General features: G+C 72.1%; 19 protein-coding genes. 5 read left to right on the forward strand and 14 right to left on the reverse strand.

Features of this window, described 5'->3' with window-relative positions; translation table 11 throughout:
* Window positions 1-386: 386 nt before the first annotated feature.
* On the reverse strand, window positions 387-1394 hold the full coding sequence (locus LZG04_RS16170; RefSeq protein WP_233817744.1) for a hypothetical protein: 1008 nt from the start codon (window positions 1392-1394) through the stop codon (window positions 387-389).
* A gap of 613 nt (window positions 1395-2007) precedes the next feature.
* On the opposite strand from LZG04_RS16170, the gene LZG04_RS16175 reads away from it, so the two are divergent.
* On the forward strand, window positions 2008-2424 hold the full coding sequence (locus LZG04_RS16175) for a universal stress protein (RefSeq protein ID WP_233817746.1): 417 nt from the start codon (window positions 2008-2010) through the stop codon (window positions 2422-2424).
* A gap of 72 nt (window positions 2425-2496) precedes the next feature.
* On the opposite strand, the gene LZG04_RS16180 is transcribed toward LZG04_RS16175, so the two are convergent.
* From LZG04_RS16180 to LZG04_RS16190, 3 genes are all read right to left on the reverse strand, one after another.
* Window positions 2497-4932, reverse strand: coding sequence for a hypothetical protein (locus LZG04_RS16180; protein ID WP_233817748.1), 2436 nt, complete (start codon window positions 4930-4932; stop codon window positions 2497-2499).
* Between the two features lie 256 nt (window positions 4933-5188).
* A complete protein-coding gene (locus LZG04_RS16185) occupies window positions 5189-6238 on the reverse strand; it encodes an LD-carboxypeptidase (RefSeq protein ID WP_233817750.1) in 1050 nt (349 codons plus the stop codon).
* Window positions 6239-6323: 85 nt separating this feature from the next.
* Complete coding sequence (locus LZG04_RS16190; RefSeq protein ID WP_233817752.1) at window positions 6324-6848, reverse strand: GNAT family N-acetyltransferase; 525 nt, start codon at window positions 6846-6848, stop codon at window positions 6324-6326.
* A 21-nt stretch (window positions 6849-6869) separates the two neighbouring features.
* Here LZG04_RS16190 and LZG04_RS16195 point away from each other — a divergent pair, with 21 nt between their 5' ends.
* The 3 genes from LZG04_RS16195 to LZG04_RS16205 all read left to right on the forward strand — a co-directional run bounded on the left by LZG04_RS16195 (window position 6870) and on the right by LZG04_RS16205 (window position 9241).
* Window positions 6870-7457 (forward strand): helix-turn-helix domain-containing protein, encoded by a 588-nt coding sequence (locus LZG04_RS16195; RefSeq protein WP_233817754.1) that lies wholly within the window; start codon window positions 6870-6872, stop codon window positions 7455-7457.
* 115 nt (window positions 7458-7572) lie between these two features.
* Complete coding sequence (locus LZG04_RS16200; RefSeq protein WP_233817756.1) at window positions 7573-7797, forward strand: hypothetical protein; 225 nt, start codon at window positions 7573-7575, stop codon at window positions 7795-7797.
* A gap of 184 nt (window positions 7798-7981) precedes the next feature.
* Window positions 7982-9241 (forward strand): glycosyltransferase family 39 protein, encoded by a 1260-nt coding sequence (locus LZG04_RS16205; protein ID WP_233817758.1) that lies wholly within the window; start codon window positions 7982-7984, stop codon window positions 9239-9241.
* Window positions 9242-9306: 65 nt separating this feature from the next.
* Here LZG04_RS16205 and LZG04_RS16210 read toward each other — a convergent pair whose 3' ends face one another.
* The 10 genes from LZG04_RS16210 to LZG04_RS16250 all read right to left on the reverse strand — a co-directional run bounded on the left by LZG04_RS16210 (window position 9307) and on the right by LZG04_RS16250 (window position 20597).
* The gene (locus LZG04_RS16210; protein WP_233817760.1) at window positions 9307-10863 is read right to left on the reverse strand and encodes an RICIN domain-containing protein; all 1557 of its coding nucleotides are present in this window, start codon (window positions 10861-10863) and stop codon (window positions 9307-9309) included.
* A gap of 516 nt (window positions 10864-11379) precedes the next feature.
* A complete protein-coding gene (locus LZG04_RS41785) occupies window positions 11380-11511 on the reverse strand; it encodes a hypothetical protein (RefSeq protein ID WP_267936575.1) in 132 nt (43 codons plus the stop codon).
* Entirely contained in the window at window positions 11508-12236 is a 729-nt protein-coding gene (locus LZG04_RS16215; RefSeq protein ID WP_233817762.1) for an SDR family oxidoreductase, read from the reverse strand. The genes LZG04_RS41785 and LZG04_RS16215 overlap by 4 nt, the downstream gene beginning before the upstream one ends.
* Before the next feature lie 41 nt (window positions 12237-12277).
* On the reverse strand, window positions 12278-12799 hold the full coding sequence (locus tag LZG04_RS16220) for a hypothetical protein (RefSeq protein WP_233817764.1): 522 nt from the start codon (window positions 12797-12799) through the stop codon (window positions 12278-12280).
* 26 nt (window positions 12800-12825) lie between these two features.
* Complete coding sequence (locus LZG04_RS16225) at window positions 12826-14487, reverse strand: FAD-binding protein (RefSeq protein ID WP_233817766.1); 1662 nt, start codon at window positions 14485-14487, stop codon at window positions 12826-12828.
* Between the two features lie 20 nt (window positions 14488-14507).
* Window positions 14508-15620, reverse strand: coding sequence for an LLM class flavin-dependent oxidoreductase (locus LZG04_RS16230; RefSeq protein WP_233817768.1), 1113 nt, complete (start codon window positions 15618-15620; stop codon window positions 14508-14510).
* 29 nt (window positions 15621-15649) lie between these two features.
* Entirely contained in the window at window positions 15650-16072 is a 423-nt protein-coding gene (locus LZG04_RS16235; RefSeq protein WP_233817770.1) for an OsmC family protein, read from the reverse strand.
* Window positions 16073-16084: 12 nt separating this feature from the next.
* Entirely contained in the window at window positions 16085-18307 is a 2223-nt protein-coding gene (locus tag LZG04_RS16240) for a prenyltransferase/squalene oxidase repeat-containing protein (protein ID WP_233817772.1), read from the reverse strand.
* Between the two features lie 11 nt (window positions 18308-18318).
* Complete coding sequence (locus tag LZG04_RS16245) at window positions 18319-19545, reverse strand: hypothetical protein (RefSeq protein ID WP_233817774.1); 1227 nt, start codon at window positions 19543-19545, stop codon at window positions 18319-18321.
* Window positions 19542-20597, reverse strand: coding sequence for a DapH/DapD/GlmU-related protein (locus tag LZG04_RS16250; protein WP_233817776.1), 1056 nt, complete (start codon window positions 20595-20597; stop codon window positions 19542-19544). The genes LZG04_RS16245 and LZG04_RS16250 overlap by 4 nt, the downstream gene beginning before the upstream one ends.
* 470 nt (window positions 20598-21067) lie before the next feature.
* Between LZG04_RS16250 and LZG04_RS16255 the strand changes: the two genes are divergently transcribed.
* The gene (locus LZG04_RS16255) at window positions 21068-21811 is read left to right on the forward strand and encodes a helix-turn-helix transcriptional regulator (protein WP_233817778.1); all 744 of its coding nucleotides are present in this window, start codon (window positions 21068-21070) and stop codon (window positions 21809-21811) included.
* The last annotated feature ends 200 nt before the right edge of the window (window positions 21812-22011 follow it).

Consider the following 22011-nt stretch of genomic DNA (forward strand, 5'->3'; position numbering starts at 1 on the left):
GCCCGGCGCAGGGCGTCCCGGTCGGCGAACGGCGAGCCTTCGGGCATCCCGACGTCGTCGGTCGAGGCCGCCGGCCACTCGATCGTCCCGTCACGCAGACCCGGGATGGTACTCAGGTGCACCTCGGCCAGTTCCCCGGCCGGGTCGACCGTCTCCACCACGGCGATGAGCAGCTCCGGGGTGGGCTGCGCCGGCGCTTGGTCGAGCCAGAACCGCACCTTGGAGTAGCTGTCGGCGTTGGCGGGCGCGCGGGGCAGCACCTCGGGCCCGAACAGGCCGCGGACGGTCCCGGGGAACGGCGGCTCACCCACGTGGTCCAGGACCAGGTCGGCGAGCTGCGTGTACTGGTCGGCGGTCAGCACCACGGCGGCCACATCCCGTCCGGGTCACCACTCGCCGAGGAGGTCGATGACGCGTTGCTCGAACACCGAGCGGTTGGCGGTGGACTCTTCGCCGGTCAGGGTCTCCAGTGCCGTCGTGGCCCGCTCGCCCAGGCGGTGGAGTTCGGCCTCGGTGTGGGGGTAGAGCAGGTCGAGGCCGCGCTTGTCCCCATCGGAGAGGTTGAGCCCGTCGCCGGTCGGGGCGCACGCGCTCGGGTCGCTCTTGTAGAAGAACGGCTGGAACCGGTAGAGCATGACCGACTTCGGGTCGAACGGGCCCGCGATCACGTCCGGCGACTCGACGGTGCGCAGGTTGTGGTCGACCTTGTTGCGCGGCCAGTTGTTCGGCGGGCCGCCGAGGTAGGTGTAGATCCCGGGCCGGCGGCCCTGCGCGTCGGGGACGAACACGCCGCGGTCGTCGCGGGTGGGCACGTAGCCGGGGTCGTCCTCCCAGCGGAACTCCTGCTCGCACGTTCCGCGCAGGTTCTGGTGGGCGTGGTGGAAGGCGAGCGCGTGCAGGAACTCGTGGCGGACGGTGCCCTGCCAGCGGTCGGGCCTGTGCGTGGCGAACCCGCCGAGGTTGAGGCTGCGCTGGCCGGGTCCGCCGCCGATGCCGTTGAGCGGGTCGCTGATCGTGCTGTCGGTGCTGTCGGTGCCGACGAGCGACCAGAAACCGCCTTTGTCGAAGCTGACCCGGATCTCGGCCGCGTAGGCGGTGTCCGTGGTCTTCCACCGCCGGTACTTCCCGCCCGACTCGCCGAAGTCGAGGCGGAGGTTGCACGCGTCGGTGATCTGCCGGGTGGCGTCCGCGACGTCCTTGTGCAACGCGTCGTCACCGTCGAGGAACGCGACGCGGACCGCCGTTCCCGGCCGCCACCGCGCCAGGTCGGAGATCAGGAACTCCAGCCCGTCCTGTTGTCCCTTGCGCTTGCGCCACGCGTCGCGCACCTCCATCGCGGCCACGACCGCGTCGGGCAGGGAGTCGAGCACGACATCGGTCTCTTCAGCGTTCACGGTCGCCTCCGGGGGTTGGCCCTTTGCCTATAGGTGTCGCCGTTGACCATCGTCCGGTTAGGCCCCCTCCCTCATCCGAACGGGTGAACTTGCACTCCACCGCTCACGGCCCGCTGTGAACCTGGGCCCCGGCCACGCTCCGAGTCACCCGTTGGTGCAGCCGAGCACCTTTCGCATACGCGCACCGGCGCCGTTCCCGGCCGTGATGAATAACGCACGACAACGCGACCAAGCGAGTACTGCTCGGCATGACGGCGCTTATCGAGCCGATGTCGCAAAGCCGGCGGACGGCCCGCGATACGCCACCCGCGTGAGCGATGACCGACACCCGCGGTCGGGCGAACAGCTCCCCGAGTACACCCGAACGGCCCACGTTGCGCCGTTCGGGCCGCCTTTCCGGACATTCGGGTGCCACCGGGTCGGGCACGCCGCGAAAATCGTGGTTCCGCCGCCCAAAGGAGAAGTAAGTAACCTTTTAACGTGACGTCCGACCGAGACCTAAAAATGGCGTAAATATCGCCGACCGTCCTCGACAGGAATGCGCGGCGGTCCCACGATTCCGGTAGTTGTTCGGCGGGTGCCCGTCGGTGGCGCCCTCCCGCGAGGAGGCGTGATGGAAGCCAAGCGGATCATCGTCGGTGTGGACAACTCGGCGGCGGGGAGAGCCGCCTTGGAGTGGGCGTTGCGGCACACGCGGGACGGCGGGGTCGTGATCGCGGCGTCGGTGTGCGGCTTGCGGACCCCGGGTGGCAGCACGGACCTCTTCCACAGCGCCCGGCGGCGTGCCGTCGAGGACGCCTTGGCGGGCATCGGGTCCAACGGGAGCGTGCGCGTGGAGCGCTCGGTGCTCGACGGGGAGCCCGGTCCCGCGTTGGTGGAACTGGCCGGGGAAGCCGACAGCCTGGTGCTCGGCCGCCACGGCTACAACCGGGGCGGCGTCACCGTGCTCGGGTCCGTCATCCGGCACTGCCTGGAGCACGCCACCTGCCCGGTCGTCATCGTGCCGGCCGGGCAGGTGGTGACGGTCTGACCGGTCGCCGAGGCGGCCGGGACCGGGCGCGGGCCCGGTGGGGCGGTGGTCCGTCCCACCGGGCCGCTCGGCTCAGCCCAGCAGGCAGAGCAGGGAGCAGGCGGTCGCCGAGGACCACGCCGAGTAGGACGGCGGGGTGTTGGCGGGCGAATTGCGCGGCGTGTAGCTCGCCTTCGCCTGGTTCGTCATCGGGAACAGGGTCAGCACGGCGTAGGTCGAGCAGTAGAACCGCTTGGTCTCGCCCGGTTGCAGGGTGAAGGTCCCGGCCGCCGCCTCGCACGCGGGCTCCTCGTAGTCCACGACCCGCGCGCCGGTGATGGCCACCGGGCCCTGGTTGGTCACCGTGATCCGCCAGTAGGCGGTCGCGTTGAGCAGGCCCAACGTACCCACCGGGGCCTTCTTGGCCCACGGCCCGGACCCGTTGGGGCCGCAGTGGGACGCGGTCTTCGAGGCGCAGATCTCCTTGTCCACCGTCACGACCGGCTGGCACGCGGCCCCCGGTGCGACGGGGACGGTCACGGTGTTGGAGCTGAACGCGCCGGTGGTGTCGGTGCCGGTCGCGGTGTTCGCCACGTCGGCCACGGCGCAGTCGGCGCTGATCGTGGTGCGCAAGCACACCTGCGGCGGGTCGCCGGTGAAGTCGACGACCAACCTCGGCTGGTTGCCGCCGCCGAAGTCCGCGCCGTTGTTGAGCACCAGCGTGGTGGTGACGGAGATCGTCGGGTGCGCGGCCGGCGAGACGCCGCTGAGGTCGACCGTGCCGTCGGGCGCGAACCCCGGGGTGGCCACGGTCGCGCCGTCCTGGTCGACCACGGTCACGCGGGACGCGCCGAAGTCGACGTTGCCGGGCGTGACGCCGACCAGCCGGGCGGAGCCGTACCCCCGCACGTGGCCGGACGCACCGTCGCAGTAGAAGTCGCCCGGGGTGAGCGAGACCTGGCCGCCGGAGCGCACGCACGGCGACGCGCCGGTGAGCGGGTCCATGGAGAACAGCACGCCCGCGTCACCGAGGCCGATCATGCAGCCGGTCGGGGGGTCGTAGGTGTAGCCGTAGTCGCGCGTGACGCCGCCGTTGACGGTCGGGTGGGTGATCGGGTTGGGCAGGCCCGCGCACGTCGACGCGGTGGTCCAGTCGTGGCAGATCGCCGCGCCGGCGTAGGGGCCGCCCCAGATCGCGAGGTAGCTGCGGATGTGGCCGTTCGGGTCGGTGATCACCTCGGGGTTGAACGCGATCACGCCGGCGGGCAGCCCGGCCGCCGAGGACGGGGCGGGCAGGGGCGAGCCGTCCAGGGCGTAGCAGGTCGTCACGCCCGGCGAGGACCCGGTCAGGGTGGAGCAGGCGCCGACCTGCGCGCCCGTGGTGCTGTAGGCGGTGTACGCGTTGTAGGTGTAGTTGCCGGCCGCACCGATGGGTCGCGGCGAGGCCCACCCCGCGCAGGCCGTGGAGGTGGCGGGGTCGAAGCAGCCCATGGCCGCTTGGCTGCCGGTGCCGGGCCGTGACGAGGAGGCGAACACCTTGCCCGCCACGACGGTCATCGCGCCGTAGAACCACGGGTTGCCGGGCTGGTCGCCGCTGGGCGGGACGATCGGCGCGTACGGCTGGCCGGGGCACGCGGTGCGGGTGGCGACGTTCCAGCACAGGACCGCGCCCGTGCCGGCCAGGCCGTAGAGGTTGCCGCCGACCTCGACGAAGCCGGCCGTGTTGTTCGCGCCCGAGATGCCACCGGGGGTGGCCAGGGGCCAGTAGCCGCAGTTCGCCCCGGCGGCGAGGTCGAGGCAGCCGACACCGACCGACGAGGTGGTCGCGGCGGTGTACAGGACCTGGGACGGCGCGGCGGGGTCGCGGAAGTACTGGTGCGCCATCGGGCTGCTGATGTCACCGGTCGCGCCGCTGCCCAACGGCCCGGGGGTGGTGTTGAGCGGCTTGGGCCACGGCCCGCCCGCGCACGTCTGCCCGGAGGCCAGGTCGATGCACACCACCTTCGGCGTGGCCGGGGCGGCGTGGTGGTAGATGTTCCAGGACTGGAGCGCGCCGGTGGGCGTGCGGTGCAGCAGCGGGGTGAACCCGTCGCCCCCGGTCGCCGTGGTGCTCGCCTGCACCGGCGGCGTCAGCAGGCCCGACAGCGACGTCCCGTCCGGCCCGGCGACCGGGTTCTGCGCGCGGACCGCGACGACGCCGGACGCCGGTTCGGTGGCCTGGAAGGTGCTGCCGTCGGTGGACCACGACGGCGTCCACCCCGGCGGCACGTCCAGCGAACCCGTCACGTAGGACTGGCCGGGGCCGACCGCGTCGGTGATGGTCGCGGGCCCGGTGCCGGTGCCGTTGTTGTCGTAGGCCACGACCCAGGTGGCGGTGGCGCCGTGATCGGCCGGTGCGGACACGCCGCTGACGGACTTCGTCAACGTCGACGTGGCGGCGGGAGCGGGATCGGCGGCCGCCGCGGGAACCGCCAGGGTCGCTGCGACGAGTGCGCCCGTCGCCGACCAGGTGACCACACGTCTTCGCATGATGATGCCTCGTTTCGCAGTGCCGGTGCCCGGTCGTCGTCGACCGGACCCCAGGCACGCTAAGGATCTGCCTCGATGAAGGGGCGTCTCGTCACCCTCCTGCGGCGCACGAGCATTCCGACAGCGCAGCACCCGGCGGGACCGCCGTACCGGCGCGGGTCATTCCACCTGGTGGTCGCATGCGATTTCACCCGGATGTCTCCGCATTCGGCGTACCGCGATCGGTCGCGCGGGAGTAGCCGAGGAGGGCGATCCGTCAGGCGTAGTCGGCGAAGACCCGGCGCTCGACGCCGTCGACGGTGATGAAGCCGCCGTGCGGGAGGATCCACTGCGGCCTGGTGTGCCCGAACGGAACGCCGACGCAGACGACCGCCTCCGGGTTGTAGCGGCTCACCACCTCGACCACCGCGTCGCGCTGTTCGGCGCGCAACCGCGCCCGCTGCGCAGCGGGCGGTCGTCGGGTCAGGTCGGACACCGGCGGCCGGGCCACCAGGACCGCGTCGACCTCGCCGAGGATCCCGCGTTCACCGAGCGAGCGGACGATCCAGCCGACGTTGCGCGCCGGGAGGTGTTCCTCGGAGGTCTCGAGCAGGAGCACGCCGCCTCGCAGGACGCGCGACGACGACGGGAACCGTCCCGCCGTCAGGATCCATTCGATCACCTCGAGGCAGCCGCCCCAGGCACGACCGGTCACCGACCGGGCGGGCCCGTGCCAGCTCCACGGCTCGGTCGCCTCGCGTTCGCCGAACGCCTCCAGCGCGCGTGGATCGGCCCAGTCGACCCCGACGTCCTCCGACTCGCCGGGATCGGTGATCTCCAGCCGCTCGCCGGTCAGCAGGGCGGCCCGCAGCGACCTGGCGTGGATGTCGTCCACGCGCGGTCCGGGGCCGAGGTGGACCTGGGACGAGCCGCCGTAGAAGCCGGCGATGCCGTTGGCCCACAGCCAGTGGTGCAGGTTGGTGTTGTCGCTGGTGCCCAGGAACGGCTTGGGGTCGGCCCGGGCGAGGTCGGCGTCCAGGTGGGGGATCACGGTGATCTGGTCGTCGCCGCCGACGACGGCCAGGATCGCGCGGATCCGGGGGTCGGCGAAGGCCGCGTTGACGTCCGCCGCCCGTGCCGCCGGGCTCGCGCCGACGTCCCGCGTCGTCGGGTACTCGACCGGGACGAGGCCGGTCACCTCGGTGAGCCGCCGCATCGCCTGCTCGTGCACCGCGGGGAACGCCCCGGCGGCCGCGAACGACGGCGAGAGCACCGCGATGCGGTCTCCCGGTCGGGCTTTCGGGGGGTGGACGAGGTCGAGTGCCACGTCCGTGATCCAAACAGGTCACCGCCGAACCCGCAGGGCATTTACCGGCCCGCGCACGCACGCGGATCGACGCGGACGCAGCGGGTCAGGCTCGGGTGGACGGCGTGGCGGTGAGGTCGAGCGTCATGAACTCGCTCGTCGGGTCCGGGCGGTAGTCGGCGAACGGCGGGCAGGGCACGAAGCCGTGGCGGGCGTAGAGGCGGCGGGCCGGGGCGAAGAAGTCCTGGGTGCCGGTCTCCAGGCTGAGCCTGCGGTAGCCGCGCCGGCGGGCCTCCTCGACCAGGAACGCGAGCACGCGCGCGGCCACGCCCCGGCCGCGCGCCTCCGGCCGGGTCCGCATCGCCTTGATCTCGCCCTCGTCCGGGGAGAGCTCCTTCAGCGCGGCGCACCCGAGCAGCACGCCGTCGCTCCACGCCGTCCAGAGCGACACCCCGGGCTCGCGCAGTCCCGCGTGGTCCAGGGCGTGCACGCTCTCGGCGGGTGAGGTCGCGTACATGTCGGCGAGGTGCTCGGTGATCAGGTCCCGGACCGGACCGCGGGTGAGGTCGTCGGGTTCGATCGTCAGCGCGAGCACGGCCGGCGTGCCCGACAACGCGTCCTGGTGTCCCATATCGGGGATACTATCCCCGATATGGGACACAATGAAGGTGGCGCCGGCCACGACAACCGGCTGGAGCTGCGCCTGGCCGCCCGGCTCGCCGAGCTGCGCGCCGAACGGGCGTGGTCGCTGGAGGAGCTGTCCCACCGGTCGGGTGTCAGCCGGTCGACGCTGTCCCGGTTGGAACGCGCGGAGATCAGCCCCACGACGGCGGTGCTGGCCAGGCTGTGCGCGACCTACGAGCTGACGATGTCACGGCTGCTGGCCGAAGTGGAACCGGCGGCCTCACCGCTGGTGCCGGCCGATCGGCAGTCCGTGTGGCGGGACGACGACGCCGGCATGACCCGCAGGTCCGTGTCGCCGCCCTCGGCCGGGATGCGCGGCGAGGTCATCGAGGTCACCCTGCGCCCCGGCGCGGACATCGCCTACGAGGGCTCCCCCGTGCCCGGCTTGGAGCACCACGCGTGGATCCTGGAAGGCGCGGTGGAGCTCACCGTCGACGGCACCGCGCACGCGGCCCGGGCCGGCGACTGCCTGCGCTTCCGGCTCTGGGGCAGCTCCCGGTGGCGCTGCCCCGGCCCCGACCCGGCCCGCTACGTGCTGGCGATCGTCCTGCCGTGACCCGACGCCGGTGGGATCGGCGCGTTGTCGCTCATAGGGGTGAAGTCGGTGGATGTCGCGGTTCTGCCGGGAAACCGGGGTCGACCGCGCAGGCGCAACGGAACGAGGAGCCGACATGAAGCGACGGATGGCGACCGTGCTGGCGACAGTCGCATTGACCTCGGGCGCGCTCGGAGGCGCCGCGGGTGCTGCGATGGCGCAACCGCAGAAAGTCACGGTGCTGGCGTGCTTCCTGGGCGGAGGTGTCCCGCTGCCCACCGGGGAGAACGATTCCTTGGTGTGCAACGGCGGTGAGCACGACGGCGCACCGGTGGAGATGCCGGAGCAGCCCTCGGCGTAGCGCGAACGACATCGCGTCACGGCGGTGACCATTTGTTCTGTTGAGTCGAGTGGAATACGTGCCCTGTTCGAGTGAAGTGCGCCCGTCGAAAAGGTCTCGCCGACGCGCTTGCTGGTAAGACGGTCGACCTTGGTCCGCTTCTCGGCGGGAGAACCGCCGACGGTCGACAGTGAGCAGGATTCCAGTGCTCGATCAGGTGTCACCCAGCACGACCGCGACTCCGCCGGGCTCCGCCCCGGTCGGCAAGGATCCCCTCCGGTGGTCCGCGTGGCGCGAAGCGCTGTGGATCTTCCTGCTGAGCCGGGTGGCGATGGTGGTGATCACCATCGTGTCGGTCGCCCGGCCCGGCGGCTTCCAGTGCCTGTCGCAGCTGCGCGAGTGTGCCAAGCAGTGGCACCGGTTCGACATCGGGTACTACCTCCAGATCGCCTCGCACGGCTACTGGGACCCGAGGCAGCCGGTGGTGTGGCCGCCGGACGGGGTGCGCACGGAGTTCCCGGAGGCGGTGGTCTTCTTCCCGTTGTGGCCCAAGCTGCTCGGGTGGCTGTCGGTCCCGTTCGGCCGCACGTACTGGCACGCCTACTACGTCGGTCTCGTGCTGGCCAACGTGCTGGCGCTGGTCGCCTTGTGGCTGTTGTACAAGCTGGTCGCCGAGCACTTCGGCACGCACACCGCCCGGTGGTCGGTGTTCTTCCTGGCGTTCAGCCCGTTCTCGGTCACCTTCGCCGCCGGCTACGCCGAGGCGCTGTTCGTGCCGTTGACGCTGGCGGTGTTCCTGCTCGTGCGCCGCGAGCGCTGGCTGCTCGCCGGCGCGCTCGGCGCGGTGGCCACGCTGACCCGGCCCAACGGCGTGCTGATCGTCATCGTGTTCGCCGTGGCGCTGGTGCACCGCTTCGGGTGGCGCGACCTGCTCACCCGGCGCGAGCCGGGCACCAAGCTCAAGATCGTCGGGTCGGCCGCGATCGTCCCGCTGGGGCTGCTGGCCTACGTGGCCTACCTGTGGCTGCGGTGGGACGACCCGCTGGCCTTCTCCCGCTGGCAGCACGACTACTGGCACCGCAGCCCGCACTGGCCGTGGGAGCCGATCATCCAGGCGATCGGCAACGTCCTGCGCTCCAACAGCCCGAACAACGACACCGACTCGCTGTGGGAGCTGCTGTTCCTGCTCCTGCCGCTGCTCGCACTCGGCCTGACGTGGAAGCGGCTCCCGCCCGACCACCTGCTGTTCGCCGTCGCCGTCTTCCTCATGACGGTCAGCATGTCCGCCGGGCCGGTGGAGCCGCTGTCGTCGGTCGGCCGACACCTCGCCGGCGCCTTTCCCGTCGCCGTCGCCTACGCCCTGCTGGCCAGGAACCCGCGGTGGCAACAAGTCCTGCTGGTGCTCAACCTGGCGTTCTTCGGCCTGTTCACCGCCTATTTCGCGGTCGGGCGCTGGATGGCGTGACGCGGACCCGGGCAGGCCCGAAGGCCAGGCCGTGCGGTGCGCGGACTGGCCTTCGGCCGCGGCGATCAGGAGATGGAGAAGACCGAGGCCCACTTCTGGCTGGTCGAAGTGGCGGAAGCGGTGTTGGCGGTGACCGCCTGGCCCGCGGTCGCGTTGCCGTCCAGCGAGAAGCCGTTGGCCGCGTTGGTCAGGGTGTACGTGCCCACGGAGTTCTGCGTGACCTGCCAGCGCTGGTTGGCACCACCCAGGTAGAGGGGCTGCAACGAGATCTGGCCGCCGGCGGTGGTCGGCGCGGTCAGGTAGAGCGGGACCAGGCAGCTGTCGAAGATCCGCGCGGTGCCGTCGCCGTTGGCGACGAACTTCCAGCGCTGCGAGGCCCGGGACGTGTCCAGCGCGGCGAACTCGGCCACCGATGGGACGCTCCCGCTGCACGTCCCGCCGCGCTGGAGGGCGACGCCGCCGCCGTTGCTGAGCGCATGGTAGGCGTTGTCACCGACCACGGTGGGGCCGTAGTTGATGGCGAACGAGTCCAGCGCGGTCAGCGCGGCACCGGTGGTGGACAGCGGCGGCACGGCCGTCGGGCGGACGTTCTTGAACCAGTCGGCGAAGGTCGAGGGCGCGTGCGAGGCCAGGGTGGTGATGGTGCGGTCCCAGCTGCCGTCCACCTGGTTCCACAGTCGCAGCAACGCGCCGTCCACGTTGCCCTGCACGTGGTCGCCGGTCTGCCAGCCCGCGGCGTGGGTGAACGGGTAGGACGAGCCGTCGGAGAACACGTAGCGCTGGTCGCCCAGCAGGTAGGCCGCCACCGAGTCGGCGAAGCCCTCCGTCCAGGCGCAGGTGGCGGACGACGCCGTCGCGATGTAGTGCGGGTTGCAGTTGGTGACGTTCGGCCACGTGCCGTTGTAGAGCCGGTGCTGGAAGAAGTGACCCGCTTCGTGCAGCACCGTGTGCTCGGAGTCCGGGTCGGCATCGCTGAGGTAGACGTTGTTCGACAGGTCGTACACCGGGCCGTAGGTGGAACCGGTCTGCCATCGCACCGTCAGCGTCGTGCAGGTCGCGGCGTTCGTCTCGGCGGTCGTCCAGCACGGGGTGGTCGAGTTGACCCGGCGCGACCAGAGCAGGTTGACCGTGTCGAAGGCGTGCCAGGCGCGGGAGGCGGTGGTCGGTTTGACCACGCCGAGCGCGACGCTCGCCGACACGTTGGTCTGGGTCGGCGTGTTGTGGGTGTAGACCGTGCCGGAGGAGTCGGTGACCCGCCACACCTGGTTGTTGCGCGTGGCGAAGCGCACGAACAGGTGGTCCATCGCGGTGGTGGTGACCGGCGTGTGGCAGAGGTTGAACGAACCGTCGGCCCCACCGGTCAGCTGGGTGCCGGTGTTGAGCTTGTGGTCGGTCTCGGTCGACGTCTCGCGGCCCCAGAGCTCGACCGAGGCGTTGCGGGCGGCCCTGGTCAGCGTCGGCTTGGTCGGGCCCGCCTCGGCGGACTGGTAGTCGAACTGCAGGTTGCCGCTGAGGCAGATCGGGCCCGCGGCGGAAGCGGTCGTGGAGAGCGGCACCATGACGCCCGCTGCGAGCACCGCCGGTGCCACCAGGCGGAGCAGGGCGTTGGGTCTGTAGGACATGAGCGTCCTTCCGGGGAAATGTCCGGATCCGCCGAACAGCGGACCTGGGGTGAGGGAGGAGGCCGAGTCTTCCGGCTCGGTCTGCGGCTGGCGCCGTCAGAGTGACGGGGCCTGGGTGGGCCGACAACAGATTCTCGGTTCGGCACCACACCTCCCACAAGCGCCACAAGGGTCACGACTCCGGTCGGGAATTCGCGACTACGCCCGAAAAGGGCGGTCGGCCCGCTACTGGCGGCGGGTGGTTTTCCGGCGAGTACTCCACCGGGGGAAAGGCGGGTTCCTGACGGCGGCACCGCGGCCTTCCGGTGTTCCTCATCCGACGCGACGCGCGGCGGGAATTCGACCCCACGGGGATGAAGGACCGCTCCGGTGGAATAACCGACCTTGTTCCCGAAACGATGCCCGAAAAGGGTTGCCGAGAGTTTCCGGGCCGCTGCACCGATCGACCGGAGCGGGCCGCCGTGCCGAGGGTGCCGTTACCACTCGGCGGGCGGCCCGGGGCCGACCTGCCACCGATCACACGGCGCTCCGCACCTCGCCGTCCACCGCCGGCAACTGGTGGGCGACGTCCTCGGCGACTGCTGCTGCGCCGCCCGACCCGCACGACCCGAGCTCGATCGGCAGACCGGCGACCACGGGGCCGGTCACCACGGGACCTCGCCGTGCTCGCCGAAGAACCCGCCCGTCGGGCCGTCCGCGGCGAGGGTGGCCAGCCGCACCACGACCGCCGCGCCCTGCTCGACGGTCTTGTCGCCGGTGTGCCTGTTCAGGTCGGTGGACACGTAACCCGGGTCGGCCGAGTTGATCTTGATCGGGTGGTCGCGCAGCTCGGCGGCGTACTGCACGGTCAAGGCGTTCAACGCGGTCTTGGACGTGCTGTACCCGAGCAGCGTGGGCACGCCCGGTTTCGGCTCGGACCCGGCGGTGAGCGCCAGCGAACCCAGGAAGCTCGACAGGTTCACCACCCTCGGCGCCGGTGAGCGCAACAGCAGCGGCAGCAGCGCGTTCATCACCCTGACCACGCCGAAGACGTTCGTCTCGTACGTCGCGCGCACCTGGTCGACCTGGGCCGTCGCCGCGGTGAAGTTGCGCTCCGCGATGACGCCCGCGTTGTTCACCAGCACGTCCAGCCGGCCGAACTCCTCCTCGATCCGGTGCGCGGCGGCGGCCACCTGCTCGTCGTCGGTGACGTCGAGCTGGAGGAACCGCACGTCACCGTGCTCGGCGAGTTCGTCGGCCGCCTGCTTGCCGCGCACCTCGTCCCGGGCGCCGAGCAGCACCACGCACCCGAGGGCCGCGAGTTGGCGGGCGGTCTCCCTGCCGATGCCCTTGTTGGCACCGGTGATCAACGCGATGGTGGGGTTGTCCGGCACAGCAGAACCTTCCTCGTCGATGTGCGATTTCCGGCGCCGGCTCAGCCGACCGGCACCGCGCCGCGGTGGTCGAGCAGGCGGCGGTACACCGTTTCCTCGACGGCGGCGACCAGTCGTCCGGCCGTGGTGAGCGTCGCCTTGACCCGCAGCACCTGCGAACCGTACTGGTCCTCCTCCGACGTGCGCGTCACGGCGTAGGTGTGCCGGCGCACGTCGTACCGGCCGAGCACCGCGCCCAGGGGAAGGTCACCCTGGGCCAACGACTGCCGGGCGCTCCACGTGAGCCGCGGTTCGACCACGGTGGCCCGCACGTCGGCCAGCACCAACGGGTCGCCCGGCAGCGCGGCCCGCAGCAGGCCGCGCCGGTGCAGCGCGGTGGTGCCGGGCCGCAGCTCCAGCGCCGCGACCTGCTCGGCGGAGACCTCCAGGCGTTCCTGGGACAGCAGCACGTAGTCCACCGGGCTCTGCAACCAGCGGGCCACCACCTGGGTGAAGCTGTCGGTGTCGCGGATCCACGCCGCCAGGACGCGGATCGCGCGGTCGAGGTCCATCGCGTCGTCCATGTGCGCTCCCCGGCTCCCCGGCTCGCTCATCGCGGTGGCAGCTCGACCGACTGACCGTGCCGGAAGACGTCCAGCGGGTCCCACTTGGCCTTGACCCGCTGCAACCGCGGGTAGTTGGCCCCGAAGTACAGCTCCGCCCAGCTGCGGCCGGAGCGGTTGCGCGCCGGGTCGTTCAGGTCGATGTCGGCGTAGTTGACGTAGCAGCCGTCGGTGACGTCGTTGGGCACCGGCACGCCGCCGGTGGTCCGGTAGACGTCCTCGTAGATGTCGCGCAGCCAGGCCACGTTCGCCGCGTCCGCGGCCGGGTCGGGCCAGTAGGCCTGGTACAGCAGCTTGATCACCGAGTCGCGGTGCGGGGTCGCGGTGTCCCCCGGCGCCACGGCGTTGACCCGGCCGCCGTAGGAGCTGGCGACCACCAGCGCGTTCGGGTTGGCGAAGTCGGTCCGGCTGAGGTGGCGGTACAGCGCGGCGATCTGGTCGTCGGGCAAGCCGCGCCGCATGAAGGCGGACTTGAAGTCGCCCCGCAGGGACGGGTTGGTCAGCATGCTGTTGGTGACGCCGAGCCTGGTGGTGGCCTGCAGCCACGGCAACCGCTGGGCGGTGAACTGCTCCGCCATCGGACCGAACTCGCCCAGCGGCTGGTTCAGCGGGACGGCCGCCACGTCCACGCCGTCGGTGACCTCGGCGACGAACCGCTCCAGCTTGGCCAGGGCGTCCGGTGCCGAGGCGGTCATCTGCGTCGTCAGGGCGATCCGGTCGCTGGACCGGTGCCCCAGGGCGAGGAACGACAGCAGCCCGCCGTACTCGCCGCCGGGCGCGCTGTTGCGCTCGTGCCAGCCACCGTAGTTGCGCACCAACCTGGTGAAGCGCGCCTCGGTCATGTCCGCCCACTTCCACGACAGGGCGTGGAGGTAGACCTCCGCCGGCGGGCTGGGCAGCAGCGCGCCGGGGTCCCCGGTGGCGCCCGGCGTGCGGAACCAGAACCTCGTCACCACGCCGAAGCTGCCCCCGCCGCCGCCGGTGTGCGCCCACCAGAGCTCCCGGTTGGGGTCGCTGGGCGAGTTGGTGGCCACGACCGCCCGGGCCACGCCGTCCGCGCCGACCGTGACGACCTCCACCGCGTGCAGGTAGTCGACGGTCAGGCCCAGTTCGCGGCACAGCAGACCCCAGCCGCCACCGGTGACGTGACCGCCCATGCCGACCGAGTAGCACATGCCCGCCGGGATGGTGACGCCCCACTTGCGGTACAGGGTGTTCACCACGTTCAGCACGGTCGCGCCCGGTTCGACGTAGAAGGCGCGGCGCTGCTCGTCGTAGCCGACGGCGTTGAGCTGCGACAGGTCGATGACGACCTGGGTGGCGCTGTTGTAGACGAAGTCCTCGTAGCAGTGCCCGCCGCTGCGCACCGTGATCCGCTTGCGGCCCGACACGGCGTTCTGCACGGCGGCGACCACCTGGCGGGTGTTCACCGGCAGGGCCACCGCCTGCGGCGCGGCCACCCAGCGCTGGTTGTTGCCGCGCACCAGGTCCGGGTAGCGCGACGCCTCCGGCGTGACCACGATCAGGGCGTCCTCGGGTGCGGCGGTGGACGCGGGCGCGCTGGTCGCGGCGGCCGCACCCAGGGTGGTGAGTGCCCCGCCGACGAGGAACGCCCGGCGCCCTACGCCGCCGTGCTGTCGCTTTTCCACGTGCTCCTGTCCCCCTGTGCTCATCGGATCCCGTCCGACTTCGTGGCGGTCGGCGCGCCGGAACGGTTGCGCGCGACCCACTGCCGGGAAGCCACGCCGGCCGCGGCGACACCGGTGAAGTGCGGGGCGACCTCGGTCGCGATCAGCTCGTAGCTGCGCCGCGCCTGCTCGGGGGTGGCCCACTCCTGCGAGGTCACCAGCAGGCCGCCGAAGCCACCGCTGCTCGCGGACAGCTTCTCCACCGCCTCGATCGCGTCGTCCACCGAGCCGACGATGATCGAGCCGCGTTCGACCAGGCTCTCCACCTCGCGCCCTTCGGGCAGGGTGACCGGCACCCCGATCGTGTCGCGGAAGTACTCGTGCTGCCAGCGGATGACCCCTTCGCGCGCTTCGGCGACGGCCTGCTCGCGGGTCTCGGCGACGTGCGCGGAGATCGCCAGCCGCCACTGGGCCCGGTCCATGCGCTGCCCGTGCCGTTCGGCCTCTTCCTCCGCCACGGCCCACAGCGCGCTCAACGGCGGCGAACCGGGCGGGTTCGTGGCGAAGGTCAGCGGCGCGAGGCCGTAGCGGCCCGCCAGCCGCATGCTGCGCTCCGAGCCCGAGCCCGCCAGCGCGACGACCAGGCCCGCGGGGTCGCGCGGCCGCAGGTGCAGGTGGGCGTCGCGCAGCCGGAACCAGTCGGTGTCACGGGTCAGCGGCTCGTCGCTGCGCAGCAGGTGCAGCACGGCGTCCAGCGACTCCACCATCATCCGGTGCCGGTCGGCCGGGTCGATGCCCAGCATGTGGCCGTCGGAGGCCAGTACGCCGGCGCCGACGCCGAACATCACCCGGCTGCGGCTCTGGTGGTCCAGCTGCGCGATCCGGTTGGCCACCATCAGCGGGTGGTGGTAGGGCAGGCTCACCACACCGGTGCCCAGTCGGATGCGGCTGGTGCGCTCCACCGCCGCAGCGATGAACAGCTCCGGCGAGCTGATGTTGGCCCAGCCGCCGGAGTGGTGCTCGCCCACCCACGCCTCGTCGAAGCCCCACCGGTCGAGCTGCTCGACCAGCTCCAGGTCCCGCCGCAGGGTGATCGCCGGGTCCTGCCCCGGCCGGTGGAACGGCGGGAAGAACCCGCCGAACTTGGTGACCATGATTGCTCCTCGGTGGCGTTGTCCCCAGGTCACCGCAGGTCGACCCGGATGTTGTCGTGCATGGCCCGGCAGAACGGGCAGCGCTGGAAGGCTTCCCGCAACACCGCCTGCCGCAGCTCGGCGTCCAGGTCGAGCCCGTCCACGGTCACGTCCGCGCCCAGGCCGAGCGCGCCGTCCGCGTCCTGGCCCAGGTCGACGTCCACGCGCACGCGGTAGCCGCTCGCCTCGACACCGCGCGTCCGCAGCACCAGGGCGAGCACGCCGTGGAAGCAGATCGCCCAGGCCGCGGCCAGGAGCTGTTCGGGGTTGGTGCCCACCTGACCGTCCCACGGTCCGGGGACCGGTGGGATGTAGGGCAGGTCGAACACGCCGTCGTGGGCGCGGACGCGGCCGACGCGGGGCTCGTCGGACTCCGCGCCACCGCGGTACAGGACGGTTCGGAGGGTTTGCACGGTTCCGTCCTCTCAGGACACCAGGATGGCGAAGTACGGGTCCAGGCCACCGGCCAGGATGGCCAGCGACTGCACCGCCGCGAAGGCCTCGTCGATGGTTCCCGAGGACACCCCCGGGATGTTGGAGAACGTGCCCTCGGCGGTCTGGCACGTCTGCAACCACCGCACCACGGCCTCGCGGTCGGCCGGCTCGCCGCCGAGGATGAACAGCGCGGCGACCGCGTGGTAGGTGGCGATCAGGCTCTCCCGGCTGGACAGGTCGTGCCGGAAGCCACCGCCCGGCCCTTGCGCGTCGCGCAGCCACCGCACGGCGTCGTCCCGGTCGGGCAGCGCCAGGCCGAACAGCGCCAGCGTGCCCGCCGCGCGGTAGATGGAGTACACGTCGGCGGGTGTGCCGACGCGCTGGCCGTAGCCGCCGTCGCCGGTACGCGAGCGCAGCAGGTAGTCCACGCACGCGTCGATGTCGCGCGGTTCCGCCTTGAGCGTGTGCAGCGCGACCACGGCGAGGTTGGTGTGGAACAGGTCGCTGATGAACCCCGGCACCACGCCGAAGCCGCCGTCCTGGTTCTGGCACGCGCGCAGGTGCGCCACGCACGCCTCGCGGTCGCCGAAGTCGTCCACGCCGAGCAGGTCCAGCGCGTTGATCGCCAGGTAGGTGTTGAGCACGTCCGACGGGCCGCCCGGGTACTCGCCGAACATGCCCAGCGGGGACTGGGTGGAGCGCAGCCAGTCCGCCACGCCGTCCGGGTCGGGCACCTCACCGCCGAGCACCTTGAGGTTGGCGATCGAGTGGTGCGTGCCGAACACCGACGGGGTGCGGTCGGGCTGGCTGCCCAGCGGCGAGCGGCGGTGCGTCCAGCCGAACCCGTAGTGCGGGGTGTAGGCGGCGCCGATCACCGCGAGGTGCCGTTCCCGGTCCATCACGGAGGTCAGGTCGACCGGCGGCAGGTCCGCGATCCGGGTGGCGACGAGGTCGGCGCGCGGCACGTCCGCGGTCGGCAGCGACGGCGACCCGGCGGGCGCGGCCTGCGGCAGCGCCTCGGTCACCACGTCGCCCGCCACCTGGAACGCCCATGACGCCAGCGCCTGCGACTCGGGGAACTTGTTGTAGAGCCGCAGGAAGCTGCTCGCGCCGAAGTAGGAGATGCCCGCGGTGCGGCGCGAGGGCAGCATCAGCCGCTCGAACGGGCCGACCGGGTTGCCGGGAGGCGTCCAGAAGTAGCCCTCGCCGATGAACACGCCGCCGTGCGCGTCGTCGTGCAGCGTGCGCAGGTAGCGGGCGGCCCGGCCGACGGTGTCGTGCCCCGCGCCGTGCACCGCGGCGGCGGCGATCACCAGCCAGGCGTTGGTGCGGCTGGTCTTGATCGGGATCGCGGCGTTGAGCAGGGTGATGAACTCGCGGTGCACGGTGATCCGGCCGTCGAGGTCGCAGTGGTCCCAGTAGCCGTCGAACCGGCTGTCCCACAGGTGCGCCTCGAGGAACGCGAACACCTCCCGCGCCCGCTGGGCGACGGTGTCGTCCCCGAGCACGGTCGCTGCCTCGGCCAGCGCGATGGCGGTGATCGCCGAGGAGGTCCCCTCGACCTTCGCTTCCAGCGCCGGTGTGCCGTCGGGCCGCACCCGGCTGGGCACCACGCCCTCGATCGAGCACAGCACGTCGGAGACCAGCTCCACCCGCTGCCGCAGGTCGTCGGTCGAACGCAGGCCGTGCCGCACGGCCAGGGCGGTCGCCCACAGGCCCAAGGACTGGCTGAGCGCGGTCACCGCGTCGTCCAGCAGCTTCGCCCCGTCGCGCGACACCGCCGCCAGGTAGCAGCCGCGGTCGTCGCGCAGCGTGCGGTCGAGCCAGTCCAGCACCCGGCCGCCCACCTCGGCGGGCCGCGGACCGTGCACCTGCGGGTCCGCGCTCAACGCGGCGACCACGGCCAGCAGCTGGGCCTCGGAGGTCTTGACGTTGCCCAGCTCGTGCGGGATGCCCGAGATCTCCTCGACCTCCACGAAACCCTCGTGGCGCGGGTCGGCGAAGTCCAGCAGGGCGGCCAGCGACGCCGCGGCGCGGTCCGGGTGCGCGGCGAGGTCGGCCAGCGCGATCGTGGCGTGCGCGCCCAGCGTGCGCTCCGAGGTGAGCACGTGCCGGCCGGTGTGGTCGACCGCGGAGGCGTGACCGTCCGCCCCGCTTGCGGTGAACGCGGTGTCCAGGAAGTCGCGGACCCGTTCGGAGAACGTGTTCGGCAAGGCTCCTCGATTCATCGGAGTGAGGTGATGATCTCTGCGACGCGACGCGCCCCGTGTGGGTCGGGTGCCACCGCGCGGTACTTCTCCCTCAGGTCCCGCACGGCCTCCGGCGAGCCGATCAGCTCCCGAGCCTTGGCCGCGAGGGCCACCGAGTCGGTGCCGAGCTGGGTGGCGAACCCGAGCGCGCCCAGCCGCTCGAACGGCTCGATCTCGTGGTACTCGCTGTAGGAGCTGAGCACGAACACCGCGGGGATGCCGAGGGCGCAGATCTCGGTGACGGTGATCCAGCCCGGCGGCACCAGCAGCACGGCGGCGTCGCGGATGAGCGCCATCCAGTCGGGGATGTAGTCGAAGCTGTGCACACCGGGCGGCGCGTCGAACTTCTCCCGGCCGATGAGCACCATTTCCAGGTCCGGCTCGCGCGCGCGCAGCTGCGCGAACGCGTCGAGGTAGCAGTCGACGAGCGCCTGCTTGTTCTTCAGGTGCATGGTGGTGCCGCCGACGGTGGCGACGACGACCGGTCCGTCACCCAGCCCGAGCCGCCGTCGGGCCGCCGCGCCCTCGGCCTTGGCGTCACCGGTGGGCAGCGGCCGGATCATCGGCCCGACGAAGTGGGCCCGCCCCTGGTCCTGCAACACCAGGAAGTCGGCGTCGGAGGCCAGGCCCGGCAGGGGCGGCTTGTCGGTCACCACCGCCGCGGCCGTGCGCGTGATGGACCGGAACACCTGGTCGAGCGCGACGCGGGCGCGGTCGAGCTGGTCGCCGTCCACCTCCACACCGCCCGCGATCAGCTGGTCGTTGGTGACGTTGACCAGCGAGAAGTTGAAGCGCTCGGTCACCAGCACGTGCGGCAGGCCGGCGAAGTGCGCGGCGATGGCCGCAGCCGGGTTGTAATCGCCCACCACGACCTCGGCAGCCGCGTCCCGGAAGTGCCCGAGCAGCCGCAGGATGCGGTCGCCGTCCAGGAAGGTCGGCACCAGGTAGCCGCTGACCATGCCCTCCCAGTCGAGCCGGTCGGGCAGGTGGCTGCGCAGCGCGGTGTTGGTGACCCCCTTGGGCGAGATGTCGACGACGTCCACGCCCGCGGCGGCGAACATGGGCCCGAAGGTGTCCTGCATCGACCCCAGCAACACGGTCTGCGCGAGGTCCGGGCGCAGTTCCCGCACTTGCGCGGCGATGGCCAGCGCCCGCATGTTGTGCCCGGTCCCGGTCGGGTTGGGCGCGTACACGACGGTCATCGCAGAACTCCCTCCACCGCGGCCGCGGTTCGTGTGCCGACGATCTTGACCTCGCCCGGCCGGTCGCGGTCGCGGAGCACGACCGCCCCCGGCGGGACGACCTGACCCGGGCCGATGTCGAGCGGCCCGACCAGCAGCGCGTCCGCGCCGATCCGCGCGCCGGTCCCGATCCGCACCGGGGTCGGCGTGAGCGGGAGGGAGGTGCGCCCGTGGTCGTGGCCGCTGGACAGGACGTGCGCGCCCGGCCCGATCCGCACGTCCGACCCGGTGGTGATGCCACCCGCGCCTTCGAGCACCGCGCCGGCGCCGACCTCGGTCCGGTCCCCGAGCTCGATGCCGCCGGTCGGCCACGGTCCCGGGGTGCGCGCACCACGCCCGATGAGCACGACGTCGTCACCGAGCACCACGTCGGCGCCACCGGAGAGGTCGGCGTCCACGAGGGCCACCGCGCCGACCTGCCAGCTCCCGAGGTCCGGGTCCACCTCGACGAGCAGCGCGCGGCCGACCGCGGCCTGGGACGTCCGGTCGCCGGCCAAGCGGACCATGGCCTGCCCGAGCAGCCGCGAGCCCTGTTGGCGCCGGGTCACGGTCCTCAGCAGCGCGTGGAAGGACGGCAGGCCGTCGTCGACCGCCTGCCGCGAGGAGACGTGCCGGGCGGGCCTGCCCGCCACGATCCCACCGGCCGGCACGTCCGCCTTCACCACCGCGCCCGCCGCGACGACCGACCCGTCACCCACCTGCACGCCCGGCGCGACCTCGGCGCCGGCGCCGAGCCACACGCCGCTGCCGATCCGGCACGGCGCGGCGCCCGGCTCACCGACCCGGACACCGGAGGCGATGAGCGTGCCTGGGCCGACCCGGCACCCGGCCAGCACCGACCGGAAACCGACGAAGACGTCGTTGGCCAGCACGGCGTCGTGCAGTCGGGCGCCGACGCGGACCCAGCTGTCGGGGCCGACCTCCGACCGGCCGGTGACCTCCACCTCGTGCTCGAACAGCGGGGTCGGCGGCGCGCCGAACAGCGCGCGCAGGTAGTCGTCCATTGCGGTCATGCGGTTTCCCCCAACCAGCAGATTCATCGGGCAGCGCGTCACCGGGCGCGATCGTTCGATCGGCCCCGGCACGTCCCGGTCAACAGGCGGGCAACAGTGCCCTGCTCAGGAAAACGGCTGCGATGCGCCTGACATCCCCCATGCGGAACGACGCCCGCACACATCCCAGTGTGTCAGAGCGCCCCTGCGTGTCAAGCAGTCCGCACCCGGCGACTTTAAGTCCATTGTGGATACACCGTCGCGGAAATGGACAATCCGGCCTTTCCAAGGCATTGCACACTCCCCCCGCTTCGGCACCACGCAGGGAAACCCCGCGCAGCCGGCGAGACGCACTCCTCACGCCGGTTGCAACGCCCTAGGATCACGCCCGGCAGAGCCATTGCGACCGAACGCGGCCGAGCGTTCCAGGGCGTCGGCCGCCCCGCCGGGCATCAGTCCTCAGTGGACGGCTCGGGACCACAAGGGGGGTCATGTCGAACACGGGCACACTGCACACGCGCAGGTTGGGACGGGAGCTGATCCGACTGCGCGAAGCGGCGGAGCTGGAAGTCACCGCCGTGGCGCTGGACATGCGCAGATCGGTCACCGAGCTCGTCGCGGTCGAGAGCGGGCACCGGCGTGCCGGCTGGTCGACCGTCGCGTGGCTGCTCGCGCGCTACGCGGCCGACGACGTCGACCGCGCCGCGGTCCGCGAGCTCTGGCAGGAGACCACCGAGGCGGGACCGCCCGCCGACCGCGCGTTCTCCCGGGCCGTCGCCGAGGCCGCCACGCTCTCGGTCTTCGGCCAGGTCGTCATACCCCGCGTGCTGCGCACACCCGGCTACGCCGAGGCGGCGGACCTGCCCGCACCTCCCCCGTTGCCGACCGGTTCGAGCACGGTGCACGCCGTCGTGGACGAGAGCGCGCTCCTGCGACTCGACCCGGAGGCCGACGCGCACCAGCTGCGCCACGTGCTGGAAGTCGCCGAGCAGCCCCACGTGACGCTCCAGGTGCTGCCCCTGCGGGCCGGCGCTCACCGACACTGGCTCACCCCGTTCACCGTCCTGACCTTCACCGACCACCCGGCCGCCGTGCACCACGACAGCGACCCGCGGCCGCGGTGGAGCGAGGACGCGGACCAGGTCGACGCGGCCGTCGAGGCGTTCTCCCGGGCAACCCGCCGGGCACTGGCGCCGGCGGACTCGGCGGAGCTCATCCGCCGCCTGGTTCGCTGAAGGCGTCCCGCGATCGGCGTCCGACGACCACCGCGACGCGGAAGTGCCCGCCACCCCGGGGTGGCGGGCACTTCCGCGTTGCGGGCCCGCGGCGGTGGCACCGCATTTCCTCGACGGTTCTTTAAGGCCGCACCACCAGGGTGGTCGGTACACCCGCACCAGGACGACGATGTCCCGTTCCCGTTCACCGCGCACATCAG

Origin of the sequence: Saccharothrix sp. S26, from assembly GCF_021390395.1 — a bacterium.
Taxonomy (GTDB): Bacteria; Actinomycetota; Actinomycetes; order Mycobacteriales; family Pseudonocardiaceae; genus Actinosynnema.

Coding starts and splice junctions, on each gene's coding strand:
- LZG04_RS16245 (WP_233817774.1), bottom strand. CDS start 19,545: ATGACCGTCGTGTACGCGCCCAACCCGACCGGGACCGGGCACAACATG.
- LZG04_RS16220 (WP_233817764.1), bottom strand. CDS start 12,799: ATGGACGACGCGATGGACCTCGACCGCGCGATCCGCGTCCTGGCGGCG.
- LZG04_RS16230 (WP_233817768.1), bottom strand. CDS start 15,620: ATGGTCACCAAGTTCGGCGGGTTCTTCCCGCCGTTCCACCGGCCGGGG.
- LZG04_RS16255 (WP_233817778.1), top strand. CDS start 21,068: ATGTCGAACACGGGCACACTGCACACGCGCAGGTTGGGACGGGAGCTG.
- LZG04_RS16195 (WP_233817754.1), top strand. CDS start 6,870: ATGGGACACAATGAAGGTGGCGCCGGCCACGACAACCGGCTGGAGCTG.
- LZG04_RS16180 (WP_233817748.1), bottom strand. CDS start 4,932: ATGCGAAGACGTGTGGTCACCTGGTCGGCGACGGGCGCACTCGTCGCA.
- LZG04_RS16250 (WP_233817776.1), bottom strand. CDS start 20,597: ATGACCGCAATGGACGACTACCTGCGCGCGCTGTTCGGCGCGCCGCCG.
- LZG04_RS16175 (WP_233817746.1), top strand. CDS start 2,008: ATGGAAGCCAAGCGGATCATCGTCGGTGTGGACAACTCGGCGGCGGGG.
- LZG04_RS16210 (WP_233817760.1), bottom strand. CDS start 10,863: ATGTCCTACAGACCCAACGCCCTGCTCCGCCTGGTGGCACCGGCGGTG.
- LZG04_RS16200 (WP_233817756.1), top strand. CDS start 7,573: ATGAAGCGACGGATGGCGACCGTGCTGGCGACAGTCGCATTGACCTCG.
- LZG04_RS16190 (WP_233817752.1), bottom strand. CDS start 6,848: ATGGGACACCAGGACGCGTTGTCGGGCACGCCGGCCGTGCTCGCGCTG.